This is a genomic window from Hyphomonas oceanitis SCH89 (assembly GCF_000685295.1).
In the GTDB taxonomy this organism is placed as follows: Bacteria; Pseudomonadota; Alphaproteobacteria; order Caulobacterales; family Hyphomonadaceae; genus Hyphomonas; species Hyphomonas oceanitis.
Genome location: NZ_ARYL01000023.1, coordinates 1 through 19,778, shown reverse-complemented (window position 1 = coordinate 19,778; position 19,778 = coordinate 1). Strand labels below are relative to the sequence as shown.

Genomic DNA, 19,778 nt, shown 5'->3' with positions numbered 1-19,778 from the left:
CGGGCAGACCTGTCTGATTAGGGAAAACAGGGATCACCTAATCAGCGGGCCACGCGGCACGGCAAGCGATATGGCGCGGCGTTCGGGAATATCGCAGCGTGTTGCCTGCAGACGTGGCAGCGGGCGCGAACCTGCCCTGTTTCCTACAGTTTGTCCTGCACCCAGTCGCGCGTGAGGAAGCCATCGATGACGTCGCAGACGAGGCCGAGTTCGATGAGGGCGGTGGCGAAGCGGGCGGGGTCGACGAGGGGTTTGAAGATGGAGCCGGCCTCGAACTGGTTGGGGGCTTCGAGGGCGAGCGTCATGTGGCCGTCCTCGAACACACCGCGCAGCTTGCCGCCGGAGAAATGGCGCTCCAGCGCGATGAGGCGTTCGAGGCGGTCGGGCGTGAGCAGGATGCGGGCTTCGACCTGATCATTGGAATAGACGGTGAAGGCCTTGTCGAGTTCGGCGGAGATGAGGCGGACCTTGTTGAGGTCTTTCGAGGCCTTGCCGCGTTTCCACCAGCGCGACCGGGCGAGGAGCGTGCGGCCGAGGAAGCGTTCGGGATACTGGACGTGGAACAGGAGACCCTGGAAGACGGTGCCGCCATTGTCGCCGCTGGTTTCGAGGCGGCATTCGACGAGGGCGAAGTCGGCGCCGGCGCGCGTGCCCTTGATGAGGTCTTCGAAGGCGCGGGAATCGTGGCCCGGCAGGAGGCTGGCGCTTTCGAGTATGTCGTAAGCGGGGGTTGGGCAGTCCGGGCCGGAGGCATTGGAACTGCCGAAGCTGGCGCTGCCGAAGGGCGTGGTGACGCGCGTTTGCGCGCCGCGTTTGCGCTTCTTCGCCGTCTTGGCGCCCGGCGTGCCGTATTTCTTCTGGTAGGCGCGGCCGACGGCGACGAAGCTTTTCAGGTCGGTGATGCGGGAGACATCGGGCGAGAGGGTTTCGTAGGTGAAGTCGAAGCATTGGCAGGCGGCGCCGAGGACGAGTTCCTTCGTGGTGGCCTTCATATGGTAGACCTTGAGCCAGTCGAGCCCGGCGACGAGGACGACGGAAATGCCGGAGCCGAAGAAGAGCACGATGGGCCAGCCGCCGAACAGGAACGGGTATGGCACCGACAGGACCAGCAGCAGGAGCATGGGGAGCAAACCGGCGATGATGGTCTTGCGCCAGGCCTTTTTGACGGTCGTGCGCCGGTCGGCCTCGCGGGCCTGAAGGGCGGGCGCGAGGGTTTCGCCCCAGATGCGCGGACCGGAGAAGAATTCGGGCCGTGTGAGCGCAATCGCTTCCAGTGCAGGCACTTTAACGGGCTGGCCCGAAGCATCATATGCGAGTTTAACCATGCCCTGCCCCTCTAGATGCCTGTTTTTATAGCATCTGCACGCCCTGTTTGAGCAAAAAATTCACGGTTGGCCCGTTGACGTGCGCCTCCGGCCCTCCTACTTCCGCTGCAGCGTTAGCAGTCGGAACGGGTGAGTGCTAACAGTGCCCTCCGTTCCTGAGCCAACGCCCCAGATTCAACCCCGAACCTACGTAGAAAAGCGAGAGGCTCAATATGAAACTTCGTCCCCTCCACGACCGCGTTGTCGTGCGCCGCGTCAAGGAAGAAGAGAAATCCAAAGGCGGGATCATCATTCCCGACACCGCCAAGGAAAAACCACAGGAAGGCGTCGTTGTCGCCGTTGGCGCAGGCCTTCTTGATGATAACGGCAAGCGCATCCCGCTCGACGTGAAAGCGAAAGACCGTGTCCTGTTCGGCAAATGGTCCGGTACCGAAGTCACGGTCGAAGGCGAAGAGCTGCTGATCATGAAAGAGAGCGACATCATGGGCGTGCTGGACGCCAAATAGGCTCCCGCCCCTGCTGCGATCTCCTGAAATTCCAAACCATTCAAAGAGGTAACTCACTATGGCTGCCAAAAATGTAGTTTTCGGCTCCGACGCCCGCGAAAAGATGCTCAAAGGCGTCGACACGCTGGCTAACGCCGTGAAAGTCACGCTCGGCCCTAAAGGCCGCAACGTCGTCATCGAAAAATCCTTCGGCGCACCGCGCACCACGAAGGACGGCGTCACCGTCGCTAAAGAAATCGAGCTTGAAGACAAGCTGGAAAACATGGGCGCACAAATGCTGCGCGAAGTCGCTTCCAAGGCCAACGACGTTGCCGGCGACGGCACGACGACGGCCACGGTTCTCGCACAGGCCATCGTTCGCGAAGGCATGAAGCGCGTTGCCGCTGGCATGAACCCAATGGACCTGAAGCGCGGTATCGAGAAAGCCGCTGCGGAAGTCGTTCGCGACCTCGCACACAGCTCCAAGAAAGTGAAAACCAACGAAGAGATCGCCCAAGTCGGCACGATCTCCGCAAACGGTGACACGGAAGTCGGCGCGATGATTGCTGAAGCCATGGCGAAAGTCGGCAACGAAGGCGTCATCACGGTTGAAGAAGCCAAGTCGCTCGAAACCGAACTTGATGTCGTCGAAGGCATGCAGTTCGACCGCGGCTACCTGTCGCCTTACTTCGTGACCAATGCTGACAAGATGAACGTCGAACTCGAAGATGTCCTCATCCTGCTTCACGAGTCGAAGCTTTCCTCGCTCCAGCCAATGCTGCCGATCCTCGAAGCTGTTGTTCAGTCGCAGAAGCCGCTGCTGATCATCGCTGAAGACGTCGACGGCGAAGCACTTGCCACGCTGGTCGTGAACAAGCTGCGCGGCGGCCTGAAAATCGCTGCTGTCAAAGCACCGGGCTTCGGCGATCGTCGTAAAGCCATGCTGCAGGACATCGCTGTCCTCACAGGCGGCCAGGTCATCTCCGAAGACCTCGGCATCAAGCTTGAGAACGTCGGCATGGAAATGCTCGGCAAAGCCAAGCGCGTGTCGATCACGAAAGACGACACGACCATCGTTGATGGCGCTGGCAAGAAGAAAGACATCGAAGCACGCGTTTCGCAGATCCGCGCGCAAATCGAAGATACGTCTTCCGACTATGACCGTGAGAAACTGCAAGAGCGCCTGGCCAAACTGGCTGGCGGTGTTGCCGTGATCAAGGTTGGCGGTGCGACCGAAGTCGAAGTGAAAGAGAAGAAAGACCGTGTCGACGACGCGCTGAACGCTACGCGCGCAGCTGTTGAAGAAGGCATTGTTCCCGGCGGTGGCGTGGCCCTGCTGCGCGCCTCGAAAAACATCCAGGTCGTTGGCCTGAATGATGACGAGAAAGCCGGCATCGACATCGTCCGCAAGGCACTGGAAGCTCCGCTTCGTCAGATCGTCGAAAACGCAGGCGTCGAAGGTTCGGTCGTGGTCAACGCGATCCTGCAGAACAAGTCGCGCTCGTACGGCTTCAACGCCCAGACTGAAGAATATGGCGACCTGGTTGCCATGGGCGTCATCGACCCGGTTAAAGTTGTCCGCTCTGCCCTGCAGAACGCAGCTTCGGTCGCAGCGCTGCTGATCACGACGGAATGCTCGATCTCCGAAGCACCGAAGAAAGATTCGGGCGGCGGCGGTGGCGGCATGCCTGACATGGGCGGCATGGGCGGCATGGGCTTCTAGTCCAGGCCCCAAGCCTACCGAAACGAACAGACGGCCCTCCGGAAACGGAGGGCCGTTTTGCTATGTGCGACACTATCGCAATTGCCGGTTTCATGCCGGCTGGCTAAGGGAGCCGCATGCGCAAGGGCCTGCTCTCTCGTCTTTCCATGTTCCGGGCGGTCGCCACCCTGATGCTGGTGGCGCTGCTGGTGCGCGCCGCTGTGCCGACCGGCTGGATGATTGCCCCCGCCGAGGCAGGCACCGGCTTCACGATCGAGCTGTGCTCCGGGCGGACCGTTGTGCTGGATCCGGTGAGCCGCAAGGTGACCGGCCTGCATGGCGACGCGCAGCCAGACACGCCTTCCGATAGCGCGCCTGATGGCGACCATGGCGACCCGGGCCATATGGCGCCGTGTCCGTTTGCGGTCGCCTCGATCATGGTGCAGGCGGATTCGGGCCATGTGTTCGATGTGCCTGCAATGCGCCGTGACAATGACCGCATGCTGCCGCCACTGCGGGCACCGCCTGCATCGCGCGTCATTACCGCCCCCCTGCCCGCACGCGGCCCCCCTCTCTTCAGCTGACACTGAGCCTTTAATCCTGCCAGACCAAGCGCGCGCCCATGGCCGCGCCAGAAGAGAAAATACCTTTCAATGAAACATCTCAAATCGGGCTCCCATGTGAGCCTCATCGCGCTGAGTGCCATGCTCGGCTGTGCGCCATTTGCTGCTGCGGATGATGCAACGCTCTATCAGGACACGATCATCGTGACCTCCAATGCCAGCACGCTGGAAGCCGAAGCGCTGGTGGCGAAGACGGCCGGCGGCGCGGAAGTCGTGTCGCATGACGCATATGCTGACCGGTTCCTCGTCTCGCTGCGCGACACGCTGGCCTTCTCGCCGGGCGTCTACACGCAGCCACGCTATGGGCAGGAAGTACGGATTTCCATTCGCGGATCGGGCCTGAGCCGGGGCTATCACATGCGCGGCCTGACGCTGTTGCAGGACGGCGTGCCGATCAACCTGGCCGATGACAATGGCGACTTCCAGGAACTGGAGCCGATCTTCTTCGACCATCTCGAAGTGTTCCGGGGATCGAACGCGTTGCGTTTTGGCTCGGGCACGCTGGGCGGGGCGATCAATGGCGTGACGCCGACGGGCCGGACAGCGCCGGGCGTGTATGTGCGGGCGGATGTGGGCAGCAATGATACGGCGCGCCTGCTGGTTTCAGGCGGCATGGCGGGTGACCGGCTGGATGCGTGGGGCGCGATCAGCACCGATACGTCCGACGGTGACCGCGACCACGCCAAGCGCGAGTCCGTGCGTTTCAATGGCAATGTGGGCTATGCGGTGACGGACCGGATCACGACGCGCTTCTATGCCAGCGTGAACCAGCTGAACCAGGAATTGCCGGGCGCACTGACCGAAGCGGTTGCGCTTACCGATCCGAAGACCGGCAACTTCGTCGGCGACCAGGGCCGCGATATCGAGTCTGTCCGTCTGCAGAACCAGACGGTGATTGCCTTCGACAACAGCGAGTTGAAGGTCGGCGTGTTCATGAATGACAAGTCGCTGCACCACCCGATCTTTCAGGTGATCGAGCAGGACACGCAGGACCGCGGCGCCTTTGCGCGCTGGGACTGGGCGGGCGACAGGTGGGAAGCCACGATTGGCGGCGAGGCCCGCTTCGGCGATGTCGATTACCAGCGCTATATCAACAATAATGGCGCGAGCGGCATGCTGAGCTTCGATGCCGACCAGAAGGCCTATACGAGCAATGTCTATTCCGAAGTGCGCTATCATGCGACCGACAGGCTGACGCTGATCGGCGGCGGCATCTATGCCAATGGCAAGCGCGAACAGTTCGAGAAATTCAACCTGTTCTCGGGTGGCGCGACCGGCATAAAGGGCGAAAAGGAATTCAATGCCTTCTCGCCGAAATTCGGGGCGCTTTATCAAGCGACGCCAGACATTCAGGTCTATGGCAATTACAGCAAGTCTGCCGAGTTCCCTGGCTATGCCGAACTGGCGCAAGTGGCGGGTTTCGTTCCGGTTGAGAAGCAGACCGCATGGACGATGGAAGCCGGCACGCGCGGCCACCACGGCATCGCGGAATGGGATGTGACCGCCTATCGCTCGGAGATCGACGGGGAACTTCTTCAGTACACAGTGAATGCTGAAATCCCCGCATCGACCTTCAATAGCGACCAGACGATCCACCAGGGCATTGAGGCCGGGCTGTCGCTGCAGCTGAACGACTGGCTGCGCCTGCGGCAGGTGTACACCTATTCAGACTTCAGGTTTGATGGCGACGTGCAATATGGCGACAACCAGCTGCCGGTTGTGCCAGAGCATGTCTACCGCGCCGAGCTGCGCATCGGGACGGAACGGCTGCACGTGGCGCCGAGCGTGGAATGGGTGCCCGAGGGACCCTATGCCGACTATAACAACACGAAGAAGGTCGACGGCTATGTGTTGCTGGGCGCAACAGCCAGCTGGAGCGTGAATGACCGCATGGACCTGTTCCTTGATGCAAGGAACCTGGCCGACGAGAAAGCCATTGGCGATGCCAGCGCGGCGATCACGGCGACCGATGCGTCGGCAATCTACTATCCTGTAGAGCGCCGGGCAGTGTTCGGCGGCATTCGGGCGAGGTTCTAGGACCATGGCGAGTGCGTTCCGATCAGGACTTCAGCACCGTGTGTGGCGCTGGCATTTCATCGCCGGTCTGGTGGTGATCCCATTCGTTGTGATCCTGGCCCTCACGGGGTCGGCCTACCTGTTCAAGCCGCAGGTGGAGGCCGCGATTGAAGCGGGGATCAATGCGACGGCGTCACGGGAGGCGGGCACCATTGTGCCGGCCGACACGCTGGTCGCGAATGCGCTCGCTGCCCATAAGGGCTATGTTCTCAAACGCTATGTGTTGCCGGACGGACCGGACGACCTGACCGCGGAAGCGGAGATCGTGGGTGACGGCCCGGCGCGCTATATCTGGCTCGACACGCATACGGGCGCCATCCTGCATGATGTGAAATCCGATGCGCGTATCATGACATTCGTATCGCGCATCCATGGCACACTGCTGGGCGGCAATCGCGGCTCGCTGGTGGTGGAGACGATGGCGTCTTGGACGATCATCCTGATCGTGACGGGCCTGTATCTGTGGTGGCCGCGCGGCGTGGCGTGGTGGCGCGTGTTCGTGCCGGACTTTTCGGTACGCGTTGGGCGGCGGGATGTGTGGAAGAAGCTGCATGGCGCGACGGGCGCATGGATCGGCGTGCTGGTGCTGGTCATGCTGCTGTCGGGCCTGCCGTGGACGCAGGTGTGGGGCGCGGGCTTCACGCGGGCGAAGGCGCTCGCGGGGCTGAAGACGCCGGGGCAGGAATGGTTCGTGACGTTGCAGTCCGGTGATCCGCATGCGGGCCACGACATGGGCGGTGCGGCCCTCTGGAAGACCGGCAGCGACGCGGACGAGAATGCCATGATTGCCGAGATGGGCGAGATGGCGGCGGCCGGGATTTCGCTGCAGGACGTGGTGGACAAGGTGGTGCCGCAGGGCCTTTGGGCGCCGGTGAACATCCAGCCGCCGCGCGGAGAGAATGGCGTGTGGACAGTGCGGGCGATGCCGCAGTTCCGGCCACGCTACGAGACCGTGCATTATGACAAGTGGAGCGGCGACGAGGTAATGCGCATCCGTTTTGCCGACCAGAACGTGGCTGACCAGACGGTGGCCTACGGCGTCGCTTTCCATGAGGGCGCGCTGTTTGGCTGGCCGAACCAGGTGCTAGGCGTGATCGCCGCCCTGGGCGTGGTGATGCTGAGCGTGACAGGCGGCGTGATGTGGTGGAAGCGGAAACCGCAGGGCCAGATCGGCGTGCCGCCCATGCCGGAGGACCGGCGGATCGCAGCGGGCGTCATTGTACTGATTGTCTGCCTTGCATTACTCCTGCCGATGGCGGGTGTGACACTGTTTGCCGCACTTGTTCTGGATACGGCGTGGCGCGCGGTGAGCACGAAACGTTGAAGCCCGATCACGGGAGCTTTTGTGACGGAACGGACAATAAATTGTGGCGACAGTTACTTGTAAGCTAACTGTCACGTGATCGTCACCTAGAGGTCGTAGCTGACCAAATCAGCAGCACAGATCATCCCTTCCGCAGAGTCGCGGAAGGGACCCCAACACACAGGCCAGTGGCCTGCGTGAACGGGGAAGTGCGCGCGCGGATCATACGTCTTAAACAAGGGAATAGAGATGAATACTTACTGGAAAGCCGGCCTTCTGGCCGGTGTCAGCATGGGCCTGGTTCTTGGCGCCTATGCCGACGATGCTGCAACGACCGAGGATGAGTCCCGGTCGCTCGACACGATCATCGTGCTCGGCTCGCAGCAGACCTATTCGTCAGCTGAATCAACAGAGGCCATGGCGCTGCAACAGTCGCCGATCACGAGCCTTCTGGCACAGATCGACAACCTGCCCGGCGTGCTGGTGACCGAAGGCGACGCGTTCGGCTTTGACGACTGGTCGACTGGCGTTGCCGTTCGCGGCTTCCAGAACAGCCTTGGCGAACAGCAAGTCGGCATCACGGTCGACGGCATTCCGAACGGCGGTTCGGGCTATGGCGGCGGCTCGAAAGCCAACCGCTTCATCGACACGCAGAACGCCGGGGCGATCGAAGTGTCGCAAGGCACGGCGGACATTGCCACACGCTCGAACGAAGCGCTGGGCGGCACGCTGAACTTCACGACGCAGAACCCGCTCGATGAGCGCCGCGTCCGCGTTTCAGCCTCGCTTGGCGACTATGATGCACAGCGCTTCTATGGCCGTTATGATAGCGGCCTGCTGGCTGACAACAAGACCAAGTTCTGGGTGTCGCTGTCGACGCAATCTGCCACCGACCATGTGAACCAGTCTGCCGACAACCAGCGCGACCATTTTGCAGCCAAGCTGCAGACCGAGCAGTTCGGCATCGACTGGACGAGCTACCTTTCCTATGATGACACGACCGAGAACAACTATCAGCGCCTGTTCTCGCCTGCCGATTATGCCACTGATCCGAACTCGGACCAGCTGACAGCTGAATGGACCGGCATTCCCTATATCGACCAGCTTTACCGGAAAGCCTGGGGCACGCTGCGCGAAAACAGCCTTTTCTACCTCAAGGGCGAGAAGGAATTGTTTGACGGCGTGACGCTGGAAGCCGGCGTCTACCGGCATGACAATGCGGGCCGCGGCGACTGGGTGCCACCTTACCTCGTGAACGTCGGCCAGTTCGGTGCCTCGACCAATCCGCTGGTCTACTATGTCGACGCTGGCGGCACGCCGCTGAGCCCCACGGACGGCTGCGTTTCTTCGATCACGTTCCCCTATGGCGGCGCTGGCGCTCAGTATGACCCGGCCTGCTACCAATCGGGCGCTGTTCCGGTCCAGTCCTACCGTCATACGCATTACCAGAAGGAACGCACGGGCGTTTATGGCGATGTGGAATGGCAGACCCAGATCAGTGACGCGGTCAACAACACGGTTCGCGGCGGTGTCTGGTACGAAGACGCAACACGCTTCGAGTACCGTGACTGGCACAAGCTGATCGATGCCCGCATCGGTGCCGACTATGACAACACGGCCTACTGGGTGCAGTACAATCGCGAGTTCCCGCAGACGACCTTCAAATGGTATGCTGAGGACGTCGTGGAAGTGGCGGACTTCACCTTCCGCGTCGGTGTGAAACAGTTCTCGAACGAACTCGAGCGCGTCGACAATTTCACGCCGAACGACCCGACCCTGAACTTCAAGATCTCGAGCGACTCTGACGTGCTGTTTTCGGGCGGTGCCGCCTGGACACCTTCGGCCATGCCGGGCGTGGAACTGTTCGCCGGTTATGCCGAGAACTTCAAGGCCATCCCCGATGGCGTGCTGGAAGTGCTGGGTGGTACGGGCGTGCCTGATCCGGAAACCTCGAAGAACATGGAAGCTGGCGTGCGCTATGTCGGTGACCGGCTTCGCGGTTCGGTCGTGTACTTTGAATCGACCTTCGAGAACCGCCTGTTCCCTGCCCCGACCGAGTCGGTCGATGGCATCGACTACCTGGAATCGTCGAATGGCGGCTTCATCAATGGCGGCGGTATCGACTCCAGCGGCATCGAAATGGCCGGCGAGTTCCGTGCAACCGACAGTCTGTCGCTGTTCGCATCGTACACATACAATGATGCGACCATCCTCGGCACTGGCGACACAGTGCTCGACGCAGCGGCTGGAATCTTTGTCGGCAACACGGTGCCGAACATCCCCGAGAACATGTTCGTTCTCAGCGCCGACTATACGCAGGGCAACTTCAATGCCGGCCTGTCGACGAAATGGATTGATGACCGGTTCGTGAACCTGTCGAACACCTGGGTGGCAGACAGCCATGTCGAGGCTGACCTCTATGCCGGCATCTCCGGTTCAGCCCTGTCGGACGACCTGTCGAATGTCGACTTCAGGCTGACAGTGAACAACCTGTTCGACCAGAACTACCTGGCGGGCATTTCAGGCAACGGTGCCTGGATCTCCGCGCCGCGTACGGTCGTGTTCACGGTCACGGCTGATTTCTAGTAGAGTTGTATATTGAGAAGGCAGGCCCGCGCGGGCCTGCCTTTTTCCATTTCACATTCCGATAACAAGGCCGCACTGTGCGGCACCGCCGAGGAGGCCGAGATGCCGAAACTGGATCGCCGACAGACACTGGCCCTGATGGCCGCAGGCACGCTGCACGCGTGCGCCACGTCACCCGAGACAGCGACGGCGTTCGCCCCGACTGTCTCGCCGATGTTCGAGCATGGCGTGGCAAGTGGCGACCCGCAGGCGACCAGTGTGGTGCTGTGGACGCGCGTGACGACGGATGCAGGCGATCTTGCCGGGACCTTCCAGCTGGCGCGGGACGACGCTTTCACGGAGATGGTTCTTGAAGGCGCCGCGGTCGCGACTGCCGACGCCGATCATACAGTGAAGCTGATCCCGACGGGACTGACACCCGGCACGACCTACTATTACCGCTTCGTGTTTGACGGTGCGATGTCGCCCGTGGGCCGGACACGCACACTGCCGGTGGGCGAACTGAAAAAGCTGGGCATCGCGCTGGTGTCCTGCTCGAACTATCCGTTCGGGCACTTCAATGCCTATGACGCCATCGCAAAGGATACTGCGATCGACGTGGTGCTACACACGGGCGACTATATCTACGAATATGGTGCGAAGGGCTGGGGCGCGGAAACCGGCGCCAGCATCGGACGGGTCCATGTGCCCGCGAACGAGATTGTCAGCCTGGCCGACTATCGCGCCCGTCACGCGCAATACAAGACCGATGCGGGAGCGCGGGCCATGCATGCGGCGCATCCCTTCGTCGCTTGCTGGGACGACCACGAGAGCGCGAACAATCCGTGGGTGGGCGGCGCGCAGAACCATCAACCCGATACCGAAGGCGCGTGGGATGATCGGCGCACGGCGGCGATCCGCGCGTATTATGAGTGGATGCCGATCCGGGAACCTGCACCCGGCTTCACGCGCGCAGAATTCTGGCGGACTTATGCGTTCGGTGATCTTGCGACGCTGGTGACGCTGGAATCGCGCCATACCGCGCGTGGCAAGCAGGTCGACTATGCCGAATACTACGCGACGATCACATCACCGGAAGCCCGTGACGCGTTCATGCACGACGTGATGGATGACCCGGACCGCAAGATGATCTCGCCCAAAATGGAAGCGGCGCTGACCAAGGGCCTGATGGCTTCCGTGGCGAATGCCCAGCCTTGGCGGCTGATCGGCAATGCGAGCCCGATTGCACGCATGCGCGTTCCGGACGTCGTGGCTCTTGGAATCGACCCTGCGAAGGCGCCCAAAGGCGAAGCGCCGGGTGACGGGCCGAACATGCTCTGGAAAGCCAAGTGGAACCTGCCCTTCTATACCGACACCTGGGATGGCTATCCCGCGGCGCGCGAAGCCTTCTATGCGCTGAGCCGCGATGCCGGGGCCGAAGACCTGCTCTTCCTGACAGGCGACAGCCACAGCTTCTGGGCAAACCAGGTGGCTGACGATGAAGGCCGCCCGATGGGCATCGAGCTTGGCACGGCCGGCGTATCCTCACCGGGAGACTTTGTGGATACCGGCTGGGACGCCGAGACTGCGGAGAAACTGGACCGCGTGTTCGAGCAGGCGCTGGATGAAGTGCGCTGGACCGACAATTTCCATCAAGGCTATGTGCGCGTGGTGTTGACGCCCGAGAAGGCGGACGCCGCCTTTGTAGCCATGGACACGGTGCTGCTGCCCGATTACCGCACCGAGGTCATCCGGACGGAAACGATCATCAGGGACGGCAAGACGATTAAGTTCGCCGACGCCTGACGCCGATTCCGAGCTGGCCTAGAGCAGGTCGCCGCCAGCGGCAGCGGCTGTTGTGCCATCCTTCTTGTAGGCGCGTATGACGTTCTTGCCGGTGATCCATTTGTGCACTTCGTCCGGGCCGTCAACGAGACGCTGGGAGCGGATGTGCGTGTACCAGGCGGCAAGCGGGGTATCGAGGCTGTAGCCGAGCGCGCCGTGGAGCTGGATGGCCGTGTCGACGACCTTGTGGACCATGTTAGCGAGGAAGACCTTAGCGATACCGTTCTCCTGGCGCAGGTCCATGCCGTTCTCGGCCTTGTAGGCGATGTGCATGAGCATGAGGCGGGCGATGTAGAGTTCGCTGGCGCATTCGGCGAGCATGAACTGGACGCCCTGACGGTCTTCGAGGCCCTTGCCGAACGTGGTGCGCTTGGTGACGTGCTCTGTTGCGAGGTCCAGCGCGCGCTGGGCCATTGCGACGTTGTGCATGCCGTGGCGCAGGCGACCGTAGGCGAGACGGTGCTGGCCCATGGAGAAGCCGCCGCCCTCGCCGCCGAGCAGGTTTTCTTCCGGCACGATGAGGTTGTCGATCTTCACCTCGGCATGGCCGCCGCCCATTTCCTCATAATGTGCACCGTGTACGGCCATTGTGGGAATGTCGCGGAGGATCTTGTAGCCGGGATTAGGCAGCTCGACGATGAAGGTGGAGTATTGCTGGTGGCGGGGCGCGTCCGGGTTGGTCTTCGCCATGACGACGGCGATGTCAGCGGCGCTTGCGGCGCTGGAGAACCATTTCTCGCCGTTCAGGACATAGTTGCCCTTGCCATCCTTGACCGCGGTGGTCTGCATGCCGGTGGCATCGGCGCCGGCGGCCTTCTCGGTCATCGAGTAGCAGATGCGCTTCTCACCATTGAACAGCGGCTTCAGGTATTTCTCTTTCTGGAAATCGGTGCCGTGGGCGAGCAGCGTGAGCATGGTCGCGTCATCGGGGCCCTGCGAGTTCATTGAGAGCGCACCGAGATGGCTCTGGCCGAGTTCCATCTGGACGAGGGCGTTGGCGAGAGGGCCGAGGCCCATGCCGCCATGCTCGACCGGAATGAAGGGCAGCCAGAGGCCCTGCGCGCGGGCCTTCTTGCGCAGTTCCGCCAGAACGGTCTTGTAGGCCTTGCCGGCGGACATTTCCTTTTCGGCGGGGATGCATTCATCCTGCACCCATTGGCGCACGCGCTCGCGGACTTCTTTTGCGTCATCCGGAATGGTGAAATCGATGGCCATTGTCATTTACTCCCTGTTTTTCTGGGGCTGAGGCTAAGGCGTTAGCGGGCGCTTGCCTATGGGTGCCGCATGGTCAGGCTCTGGACGATGCTTGCCGACAGGCGCTAGGGTTTCACGGGTGAACTTATGGGAGCTGCCCTGATGCAAAAGAAGCGTCTTCGTCGCCTGATGGCCGCCTGTTCTGCGCTGGCGCTGGGCGCTTGTGTGGCGGCGCCGGAGCCGGCGGCCACGCCTGCTGCGCCCGAGCCAGCCGCTGCGCCGGTGGCGGCGACGGAGGTGCTGCCCGCTGCGAAAGTGCGGATGCAGCACGTACAGGTGGCGATGCGCGACGGGGCGCGGCTGGACACGGACGTCTACCTGCCCGAAACGGAGGGCAAGTTTCCTACCGTGCTGATCCGCACGCCCTATGAGCGTGAGCTGAGCCTCAAGGGCAACCAGTATGATGCCTTCCTCGCGGCAGGATATGCGGTGGTGCAACAGCACGAACGGGGTCGCTTCCTGTCGGAAGGTGCGATGCACATGCTGGGCAATGCCGACGAGGATGGCTGGGACACGCTGAGCTGGATTGCGGCGCAGGACTGGTCGGACGGAAGCGTGGCGACGTCGGGCTGTTCGTCATCCGCCGAGAACCAGCTGAAGCTGTCGACGCTGGGACACCCGGCGCTGAAGGCAGTGATCGCCTATTCGTCAGGTGTGGGCATTGCCGAGGCAGGACCCTATCGCGAGCAGGGCAATTTCTGGCGCGGCGGCGTGTGGCAGATGGGCTGGGCGAACTATTTCTATGCCGAGATGCAGGTAAACCAGCCGCAATTGCCCGCCGGGCTTTCGGATGAGGAACGCCAGCGGCTGATGCGGGATTTCTCGATCAAGCAGGACACCGCCATTACGCAGGAAGATTACTTGAAGGCGCGGATGCACTTGCCGGTGATCGAGCTTGGCGAGGTACTCGGCGCACCGCAGACGGAGCTGGAAGACTATCTAAGGCGTGGGCCGTCTGACCCGGCCTGGGACGATGACCGGATCACGAATGGCGAGACGCCGAAAGTGCCGGGCCTCTATGCCGAGGCGCTGTATGATATTTCGGCCCGGTCTGGCACCGCGCGCTTCGAGCAGACGCGCAAGGCGAGCGCGCCGGGCACGCAGGCGCTGATGCTGATCAATGGGCAGCACTGTTCCTACCGACAGCAGAAGAAAGACGGCACGATTGGCGAACGGCCGATTGGCAACATGGAATTTGACTATACGGCGCGGGAGCTGGCCTTCCTGAACCATTGGCTGAAAGGCGAAGCCGAGGCGGCGCTGCCTGCGCAGCCGGTGAGCGTCTACATGGCGGGCGTGAACCGCTGGGTCTCGTTTGATGCCGTGCCCGAAGCAGGAACGGGCGAGACGCGGACTTTCTATCTTTCGGGCGGGGGCGCAGCGAATACGCTGGAGGGCGACGGGGCGTTGCTGGCGGATGCGCCGGACGACGCGGCGACGGATACATTCGAATATGACCCGGCTGACCCGGTGATCTCGCATGGCGGCGAGATTTCGGGATTAGGGCCCGATCAGGAAGACGGCGCCTTCGACCAACGCGGAATCGAGGCACGCAACGATGTGCTGGTCTATACGAGCGACGTGCTGGAGGAAGACCTGCCGGTGTTCGGCTTTATCAATACCGAGCTATTTGTTTCTTCCGATGCGCCGGACACGGACTTCACCGTGAAGCTGGTGGATGTCGCGCCCGATGGGACAGCCTGGAACATTGCCGACACGATTCTGCGGATGCGCTATCGTGAGGGCGCGGACCAAGCGGTATTCATGACCGACGGCGAGACCTATGCGATCACGCCGCCGCCCATGCTGGCCGGGAACGTGTTCCTCAAGGGGCACCGGGTGCGGGTGGAGGTATCGTCGAGCAACTTCCCGACCTATGCGCGCAGCCTGAACACGGCGGGCGACCCGTACACGACGACCGAAACGGCAGTGGCGACAAATGCGGTTCATCACGGGCCCACGGCGCTGTCGCGGATCGAATTGCCCGTGGTGGCGCTGCCGGAATGAGCTGACGTAACGGCCTGTCGCTGCGGCAGGCGTTTTCAGGATGAAAGAGTGGGTCTACAAATTCGGCAAAACATAATCCGGAGGAGAGACCCCATGCAGATCAGTAAGAACACACCGCTCGTTGTAACCGGCGGCGCATCCGGCCTTGGCCGTGCCACGGCCGAAGCCTTTGCCGAAGCTGGCGCGCCTGTCGCCATTTTCGACATCAACGAAGAAAAGGGCGAAGCCGTCGCCAAGGAGATTGGCGGCCTGTTCTGCAAGGTGAACATCCTCGACGAACAATCCGTGCTGGATGGCTTCGAGAAAGCTCGCGCGGCGCATGGGCAGGAACGCGTCACCGTGCATTGCGCGATGACGGCCAAGGGCGGCAAGACGCTGCGCTTCGACAAGGAAACCCACGCCTTCAAGCGCCTGCCGACCGAAGATTATGCCTTTGGCGCGCAGGGCATTCTGATCTCGTCCTATCGCGTTGCGTCCATCTCTGCCCTTGGCATGGCAAATGCCGAGCCGATCACCGAGGATGGCGAGCGCGGCTGTATCACGCTGACGGCCTCTGTGGCGGCCATGGACGCGCAGATTGGCCAGGTGGTCTATGGCTCGTGCAAGGCGGGCGTGAACGGGCTGGTTCTGCCGCTGGCGCGTGACCTGATGGACCTTGGCATCCGCGTGAACTCGATCATGCCGGGCATCTTTGCCACGCCGCTGATGCTAGGCGCGCCGCAGAGCGTGCTGGACAGCCTTGCGGCCTCCGTGCCCTTCCCCAAGCGGCTCGGCAATCCGAAGGAATTCGGCTCGCTGGCGATGGAATTTGCGCGCAACGGCTATTTCAACGGCCAGACGATCCGCCTCGACGGCGCGATCCGGATGGCGCCGCGCTGATCCCACGGACGCTGCGTCCATCGACGTTTCAGGCTTTGCTGCCCCGGCGGCAAGGTCGTAGAGTCGCGCAAAATAATAATCAGGGAGAGAAACACCGTGGCCAAGGCTTTTGACTGGAATTTCGGGGATATGCTGGATGCGCTGGGCGAGGTGCTCGGTGACGATGCCCCTGCCCTGATCCATGGTGACCGTGTGGTGAGCTGGCCGGAAATGACGGCGCGCTCCAACCGGCTGGCGCGGAACCTGCGCGAGATGGGCGCGAAGACCGGCGACAAGGCCGGCTTCTACCTGCGCAACCAACCGGAATATACCGAGGCGCTGGCGGCCTGTTTCAAGGCGCGGCTGACGCATGTGAACGTCAACTACCGCTATCTCGACGACGAGCTGGTCTACATTTTCGACAATTCGGATTCGACGGTCGTGTTCTACGACGTGGAATTCATCGAACAGGTGGAGCGCGTACGCGGGCGACTGCCGGGCGTGCTCGCCTGGGTGCAGATCGGCGGCGACAGCGTGCCGGACTTTGCGGTGGCCTATGAAGACCTCGCCAGCAAGGGCGATGCCTCGCCGCTGGGCATTGAACGGTCGGGCGATGACCTCTTGTTCCTCTACACCGGCGGCACGACGGGCATGCCGAAGGGCGTGATGTGGTCACACGGCATCTGGCGTCAGGCGGGCATGGAGGGCGTAGCCAAGGCGGGCGGCGTTGTGCCGAAGGACCTGGAGGCACATGTCGCCAATGCGCTCGAACTTGGCCGTCACGCGCGGATCATTCCGGCCTGCCCGCTGATGCACGGCACGGGCCTGTTCACGGCCATGGGCGTGATGCTGAACGGCGGCACCGTGGTGACGCTGACCGAGAACAAGAATTTCAGCCCGCAGAACCTGTGGGAAACGGTCGAGAAGAATGGCGTCACAAATATGGCAATTGTCGGCGACGCGTTCGGCAAGCCGATGCTGAAGGAACTGGAAGAGAACCCCGGCAAGTATGACCTGTCGACGGTTGTGGCCATCGTGTCTTCCGGCGTGATGTGGTCTGTCGAGATCAAGCGCGGGCTACTGAAGCATATGCCGCAAGCGGCGATGATGGACAGTTTCGGCGCGTCTGAGGCGGTGGGCTTTGGCTCTTCCGCGATGACGGCGGATGGCGAGGTGAAGACCTCCAAGTTCGAACTCGGCCCGAACTGCAAGGTGTTCAGCGAGGACCATCGCGAAATCCAGCCGGGCAGCGGCGAAGCAGGCTTTGTGGCGCGCGGCGGCGCGGTGCCGCTCGGCTATTACAAGGACCCGGAGAAGACGGCGAAGACCTTCCCGACGATCAATGGCATGCGCTATTCCATTCCGGGCGACTGGTGCACGGTGGAGGCCGATGGTTCGATGACGCTGCTGGGGCGCGGGTCGAACTGCATCAATACTGCCGGCGAGAAGGTCTATCCCGAAGAAGTGGAAGAGGCACTGAAGCTGCATGATGCGGTGATCGACGCGCTGGTCGTGGGCCTTCCGGACGACAAGTGGGGACAGGCCGTGACGGCCGTCGTGTCCACGGACGGTGAGGTGAGCGAGGAAGAGCTACGCGCTTTCGTGGCGACCAAGATCGCCCGCTTCAAGGCACCCAAGCGCATCTTCTTCAAGCCGGACCTTGGCCGCGCCGTGAACGGCAAGGCGGACTACAAGACGATCAAGGCGTTTGCTGTCCAGCAGGCCGAGAAAGCCTAGACCGAAGGCGCGCCTGTTGTGGCGTCTGCGAATGCGCTAAAGGCAGGCATGACCGATACACCGAAAACGAATGGGCCGCTGCATGGCCTGCGCGTCGTGGAGATGGGCCAGCTGATTGCGGGCCCGTTCTGCGGACAATTGCTGGGCGACATGGGCGCGGAAGTCGTAAAGATTGAGCCACCCGGCAAGGGCGACCCGATGCGCGAATGGGGACAGGGCGACAAGCCTGCCTGGTGGCGCGTGATCGGACGCAACAAGTATTCGGTGGCGGTGGACCTGCGCACCGAGGAAGGCCAGGAGCTGGCGCGTGACCTGATTGGTGAGGCGGATGTGCTGGTCGAGAATTTCCGGCCGGGCGCACTGGAGAAGTGGGGGCTTGACCCGCTCAAGCTGCGCGAGACCAATCAGGGGCTGATCGTGGCGCGCATGTCAGGCTATGGCCAGACAGGGCCCTATGCGGACCGGCCGGGCTTCGGCCTGATCGGCGAGGGTTTTGGAGGCCTGCGCGGGATTACCGGCGAGCCGGACCGGATGCCATCGCGTGTGGGCATTTCCATCGGGGATACGCTGGCGGCCTCCTATGGCGCCATGGGCATTCTCGCGGCGCTGCACCACAGGGACAAGACCGGAGATGGCCAGATCATCGACGTGGCGCTGTATGAAAGCGTGCTCCAGGTGATGGAAAGCTATGTGGCGGACTATTCGACTTCTGGCTTCATGCGCCAGCGTACAGGAGCGATCTTGCCGAAGATTGCGCCGTCGAATGTCTATCCGTGCAAGGATGGGGAGTTCCTTATCGGGGCGAACCAGGACCCGATCTTCAGGCGCCTGTGTGATGCGATGGGCCAGCCCGAGCTTGCGACGGATGCCCGCTATGCGACGCATCTTGCACGCGGCGAACATCAGGCGGAACTGGACGGGATCATCAGTGACTGGACGCGCACGCTGACGGTGGCGGAACTGGAAAAGCTTCTGCTGAAAAATGCGGTGCCATCGGGCAAGATCTACACCGCCGCCGACATGGTGAGCGACCCGCACTATGCAGCGCGCGAGGCCATCGTGACGGTAGACGACCCGGAGCTTGGGCCGGTGAAGATGCAGAACACGTTCCCGAAATTCTCTGCGACACCGGGATCCATCCGCAAGCAGGCACCGCGCAGTGTCGGCGAAGACACGGCGGCAGTTCTTGAGCGCTGGCTGGGTCGGCCTGCTTAGGCGGGGATTGGCACAGGCGGGCCGGGGAACTTCGCAGCATTGGCGAGAACGTCATCCGGCGTCTTCAGCATGGCCTGGTACATTTCCGGCGGGTAGACCATGTGCGGCTTGGCGGGGTCGTAGGGCGGCTGCGGCTCGTTGCCCTTTCCTGCATAAGGCGCTGGCGCCTTGTAGCTTTCCGCTTCTGCCGCCGAGATACCGGCCTTCTCGAGCACTGTGGGATCAATCCATTGCTGCGGGTCGACGGGCGTTGCGGGCGCGGCGACTTCGAGCGTCATCTGGTCTGGTCCGGCGAAATAGATCGACTTGCAGAAGCCGTGATCGAGCGGGCCGATGACGTTGATGCCGTGGCTGCGCAGGCGGTCGCGCATGCCGAGGAGGCCTTCTTCATCATCAGCGCGGAAGGCGAGATGCTGCATCGTGCCGGCGGCGCTGGGCAATGCGCCATTGCCGGAATGGGTGACGCCGAGCGTAACCGGGATCTTGTCGACGTCCGGCAGCTGGACAATCGAGAAGAAGCTGTGATCGTTCATGCGCAGGAAGGCATGCAGGCCGCCGGGCACGCCGTGCATGTCGAATAGCGCGACGAGCGGGAAGTTCATGACCTCCGAGAAGAAGGCGATATGCTTCTTTATGTCGGACGACATGATGGCGATGTGGTGTATGCCGCTTGGCTGCGGCCGGGACTGTTCAATCATTCCTCGGACCTTTCCTGCTTTCCCCTTGATAGTGTTTGCGCAAGTATGCGCTTCATAAAATGTATGGTCCGCCCCGTCATTGCAA

Annotated in this window: 14 protein-coding genes; 11 read left to right on the top strand and 3 right to left on the bottom strand. The window is 62.2% G+C overall.

Translation table 11 applies throughout. From position 1 onward, the window contains the following. Nucleotides 1-143: 143 nt before the first annotated feature. Nucleotides 144-1,325, bottom strand: coding sequence for a DUF3137 domain-containing protein (locus tag HOC_RS21370; RefSeq protein ID WP_051624910.1), 1,182 nt, complete (start codon nt 1,323-1,325; stop codon nt 144-146). A 212-nt stretch (nt 1,326-1,537) separates the two neighbouring features. On the opposite strand from HOC_RS21370, the gene groES reads away from it, so the two are divergent. From groES to HOC_RS14070, 7 genes are all read left to right on the top strand, one after another. Continuing rightward, nucleotides 1,538-1,831, top strand: a complete 294-nt coding sequence (groES, locus tag HOC_RS14100) for a co-chaperone GroES (protein ID WP_035539675.1) — start codon at nt 1,538-1,540, stop codon at nt 1,829-1,831. Between the two features lie 58 nt (nt 1,832-1,889). Beyond that, nucleotides 1,890-3,533 (top strand): chaperonin GroEL, encoded by a 1,644-nt coding sequence (groL, locus tag HOC_RS14095; RefSeq protein WP_035539673.1) that lies wholly within the window; start codon nt 1,890-1,892, stop codon nt 3,531-3,533. 116 nt (nt 3,534-3,649) lie between these two features. After that, complete coding sequence (locus HOC_RS14090; RefSeq protein ID WP_035539671.1) at nt 3,650-4,096, top strand: hypothetical protein; 447 nt, start codon at nt 3,650-3,652, stop codon at nt 4,094-4,096. A 69-nt stretch (nt 4,097-4,165) separates the two neighbouring features. Next, nucleotides 4,166-6,172 (top strand): TonB-dependent receptor family protein, encoded by a 2,007-nt coding sequence (locus HOC_RS14085; RefSeq protein WP_035539669.1) that lies wholly within the window; start codon nt 4,166-4,168, stop codon nt 6,170-6,172. Nucleotides 6,173-6,176: 4 nt separating this feature from the next. Beyond that, on the top strand, nt 6,177-7,535 hold the full coding sequence (locus HOC_RS14080) for a PepSY-associated TM helix domain-containing protein (protein WP_084146338.1): 1,359 nt from the start codon (nt 6,177-6,179) through the stop codon (nt 7,533-7,535). A 228-nt stretch (nt 7,536-7,763) separates the two neighbouring features. Next, nucleotides 7,764-10,100 carry a TonB-dependent receptor domain-containing protein gene (locus HOC_RS14075; RefSeq protein ID WP_035539666.1) on the top strand — a complete coding sequence of 779 codons (2,337 nt, stop codon included), beginning with the start codon at nt 7,764-7,766 and terminating at the stop codon, nt 10,098-10,100. Between the two features lie 102 nt (nt 10,101-10,202). After that, entirely contained in the window at nt 10,203-11,885 is a 1,683-nt protein-coding gene (locus HOC_RS14070; protein WP_035539664.1) for an alkaline phosphatase D family protein, read from the top strand. Nucleotides 11,886-11,903: 18 nt separating this feature from the next. Here HOC_RS14070 and HOC_RS14065 read toward each other — a convergent pair whose 3' ends face one another. Then, nucleotides 11,904-13,139, bottom strand: coding sequence for an acyl-CoA dehydrogenase family protein (locus HOC_RS14065; protein ID WP_035539662.1), 1,236 nt, complete (start codon nt 13,137-13,139; stop codon nt 11,904-11,906). 141 nt (nt 13,140-13,280) lie between these two features. On the opposite strand from HOC_RS14065, the gene HOC_RS14060 reads away from it, so the two are divergent. The 4 genes from HOC_RS14060 (at nt 13,281) to HOC_RS14045 (ending at nt 18,995) form a co-directional block, all read left to right on the top strand. Then, a complete protein-coding gene (locus HOC_RS14060; protein WP_035539659.1) occupies nt 13,281-15,185 on the top strand; it encodes a CocE/NonD family hydrolase in 1,905 nt (634 codons plus the stop codon). A gap of 93 nt (nt 15,186-15,278) precedes the next feature. Further along, nucleotides 15,279-16,064 (top strand): SDR family oxidoreductase, encoded by a 786-nt coding sequence (locus HOC_RS14055; RefSeq protein WP_035539657.1) that lies wholly within the window; start codon nt 15,279-15,281, stop codon nt 16,062-16,064. Between the two features lie 129 nt (nt 16,065-16,193). Continuing rightward, a complete protein-coding gene (locus HOC_RS14050) occupies nt 16,194-17,780 on the top strand; it encodes an acyl-CoA synthetase (protein ID WP_035539740.1) in 1,587 nt (528 codons plus the stop codon). A gap of 48 nt (nt 17,781-17,828) precedes the next feature. Next, nucleotides 17,829-18,995 (top strand): CaiB/BaiF CoA transferase family protein, encoded by a 1,167-nt coding sequence (locus HOC_RS14045; RefSeq protein WP_035539655.1) that lies wholly within the window; start codon nt 17,829-17,831, stop codon nt 18,993-18,995. Here HOC_RS14045 and HOC_RS14040 read toward each other — a convergent pair. Then, nucleotides 18,992-19,693 (bottom strand): VOC family protein, encoded by a 702-nt coding sequence (locus tag HOC_RS14040; protein WP_035539651.1) that lies wholly within the window; start codon nt 19,691-19,693, stop codon nt 18,992-18,994. The two genes, HOC_RS14045 and HOC_RS14040, sit on opposite strands and share 4 nt — an antisense overlap. Nucleotides 19,694-19,778: the final 85 nt, after the last annotated feature.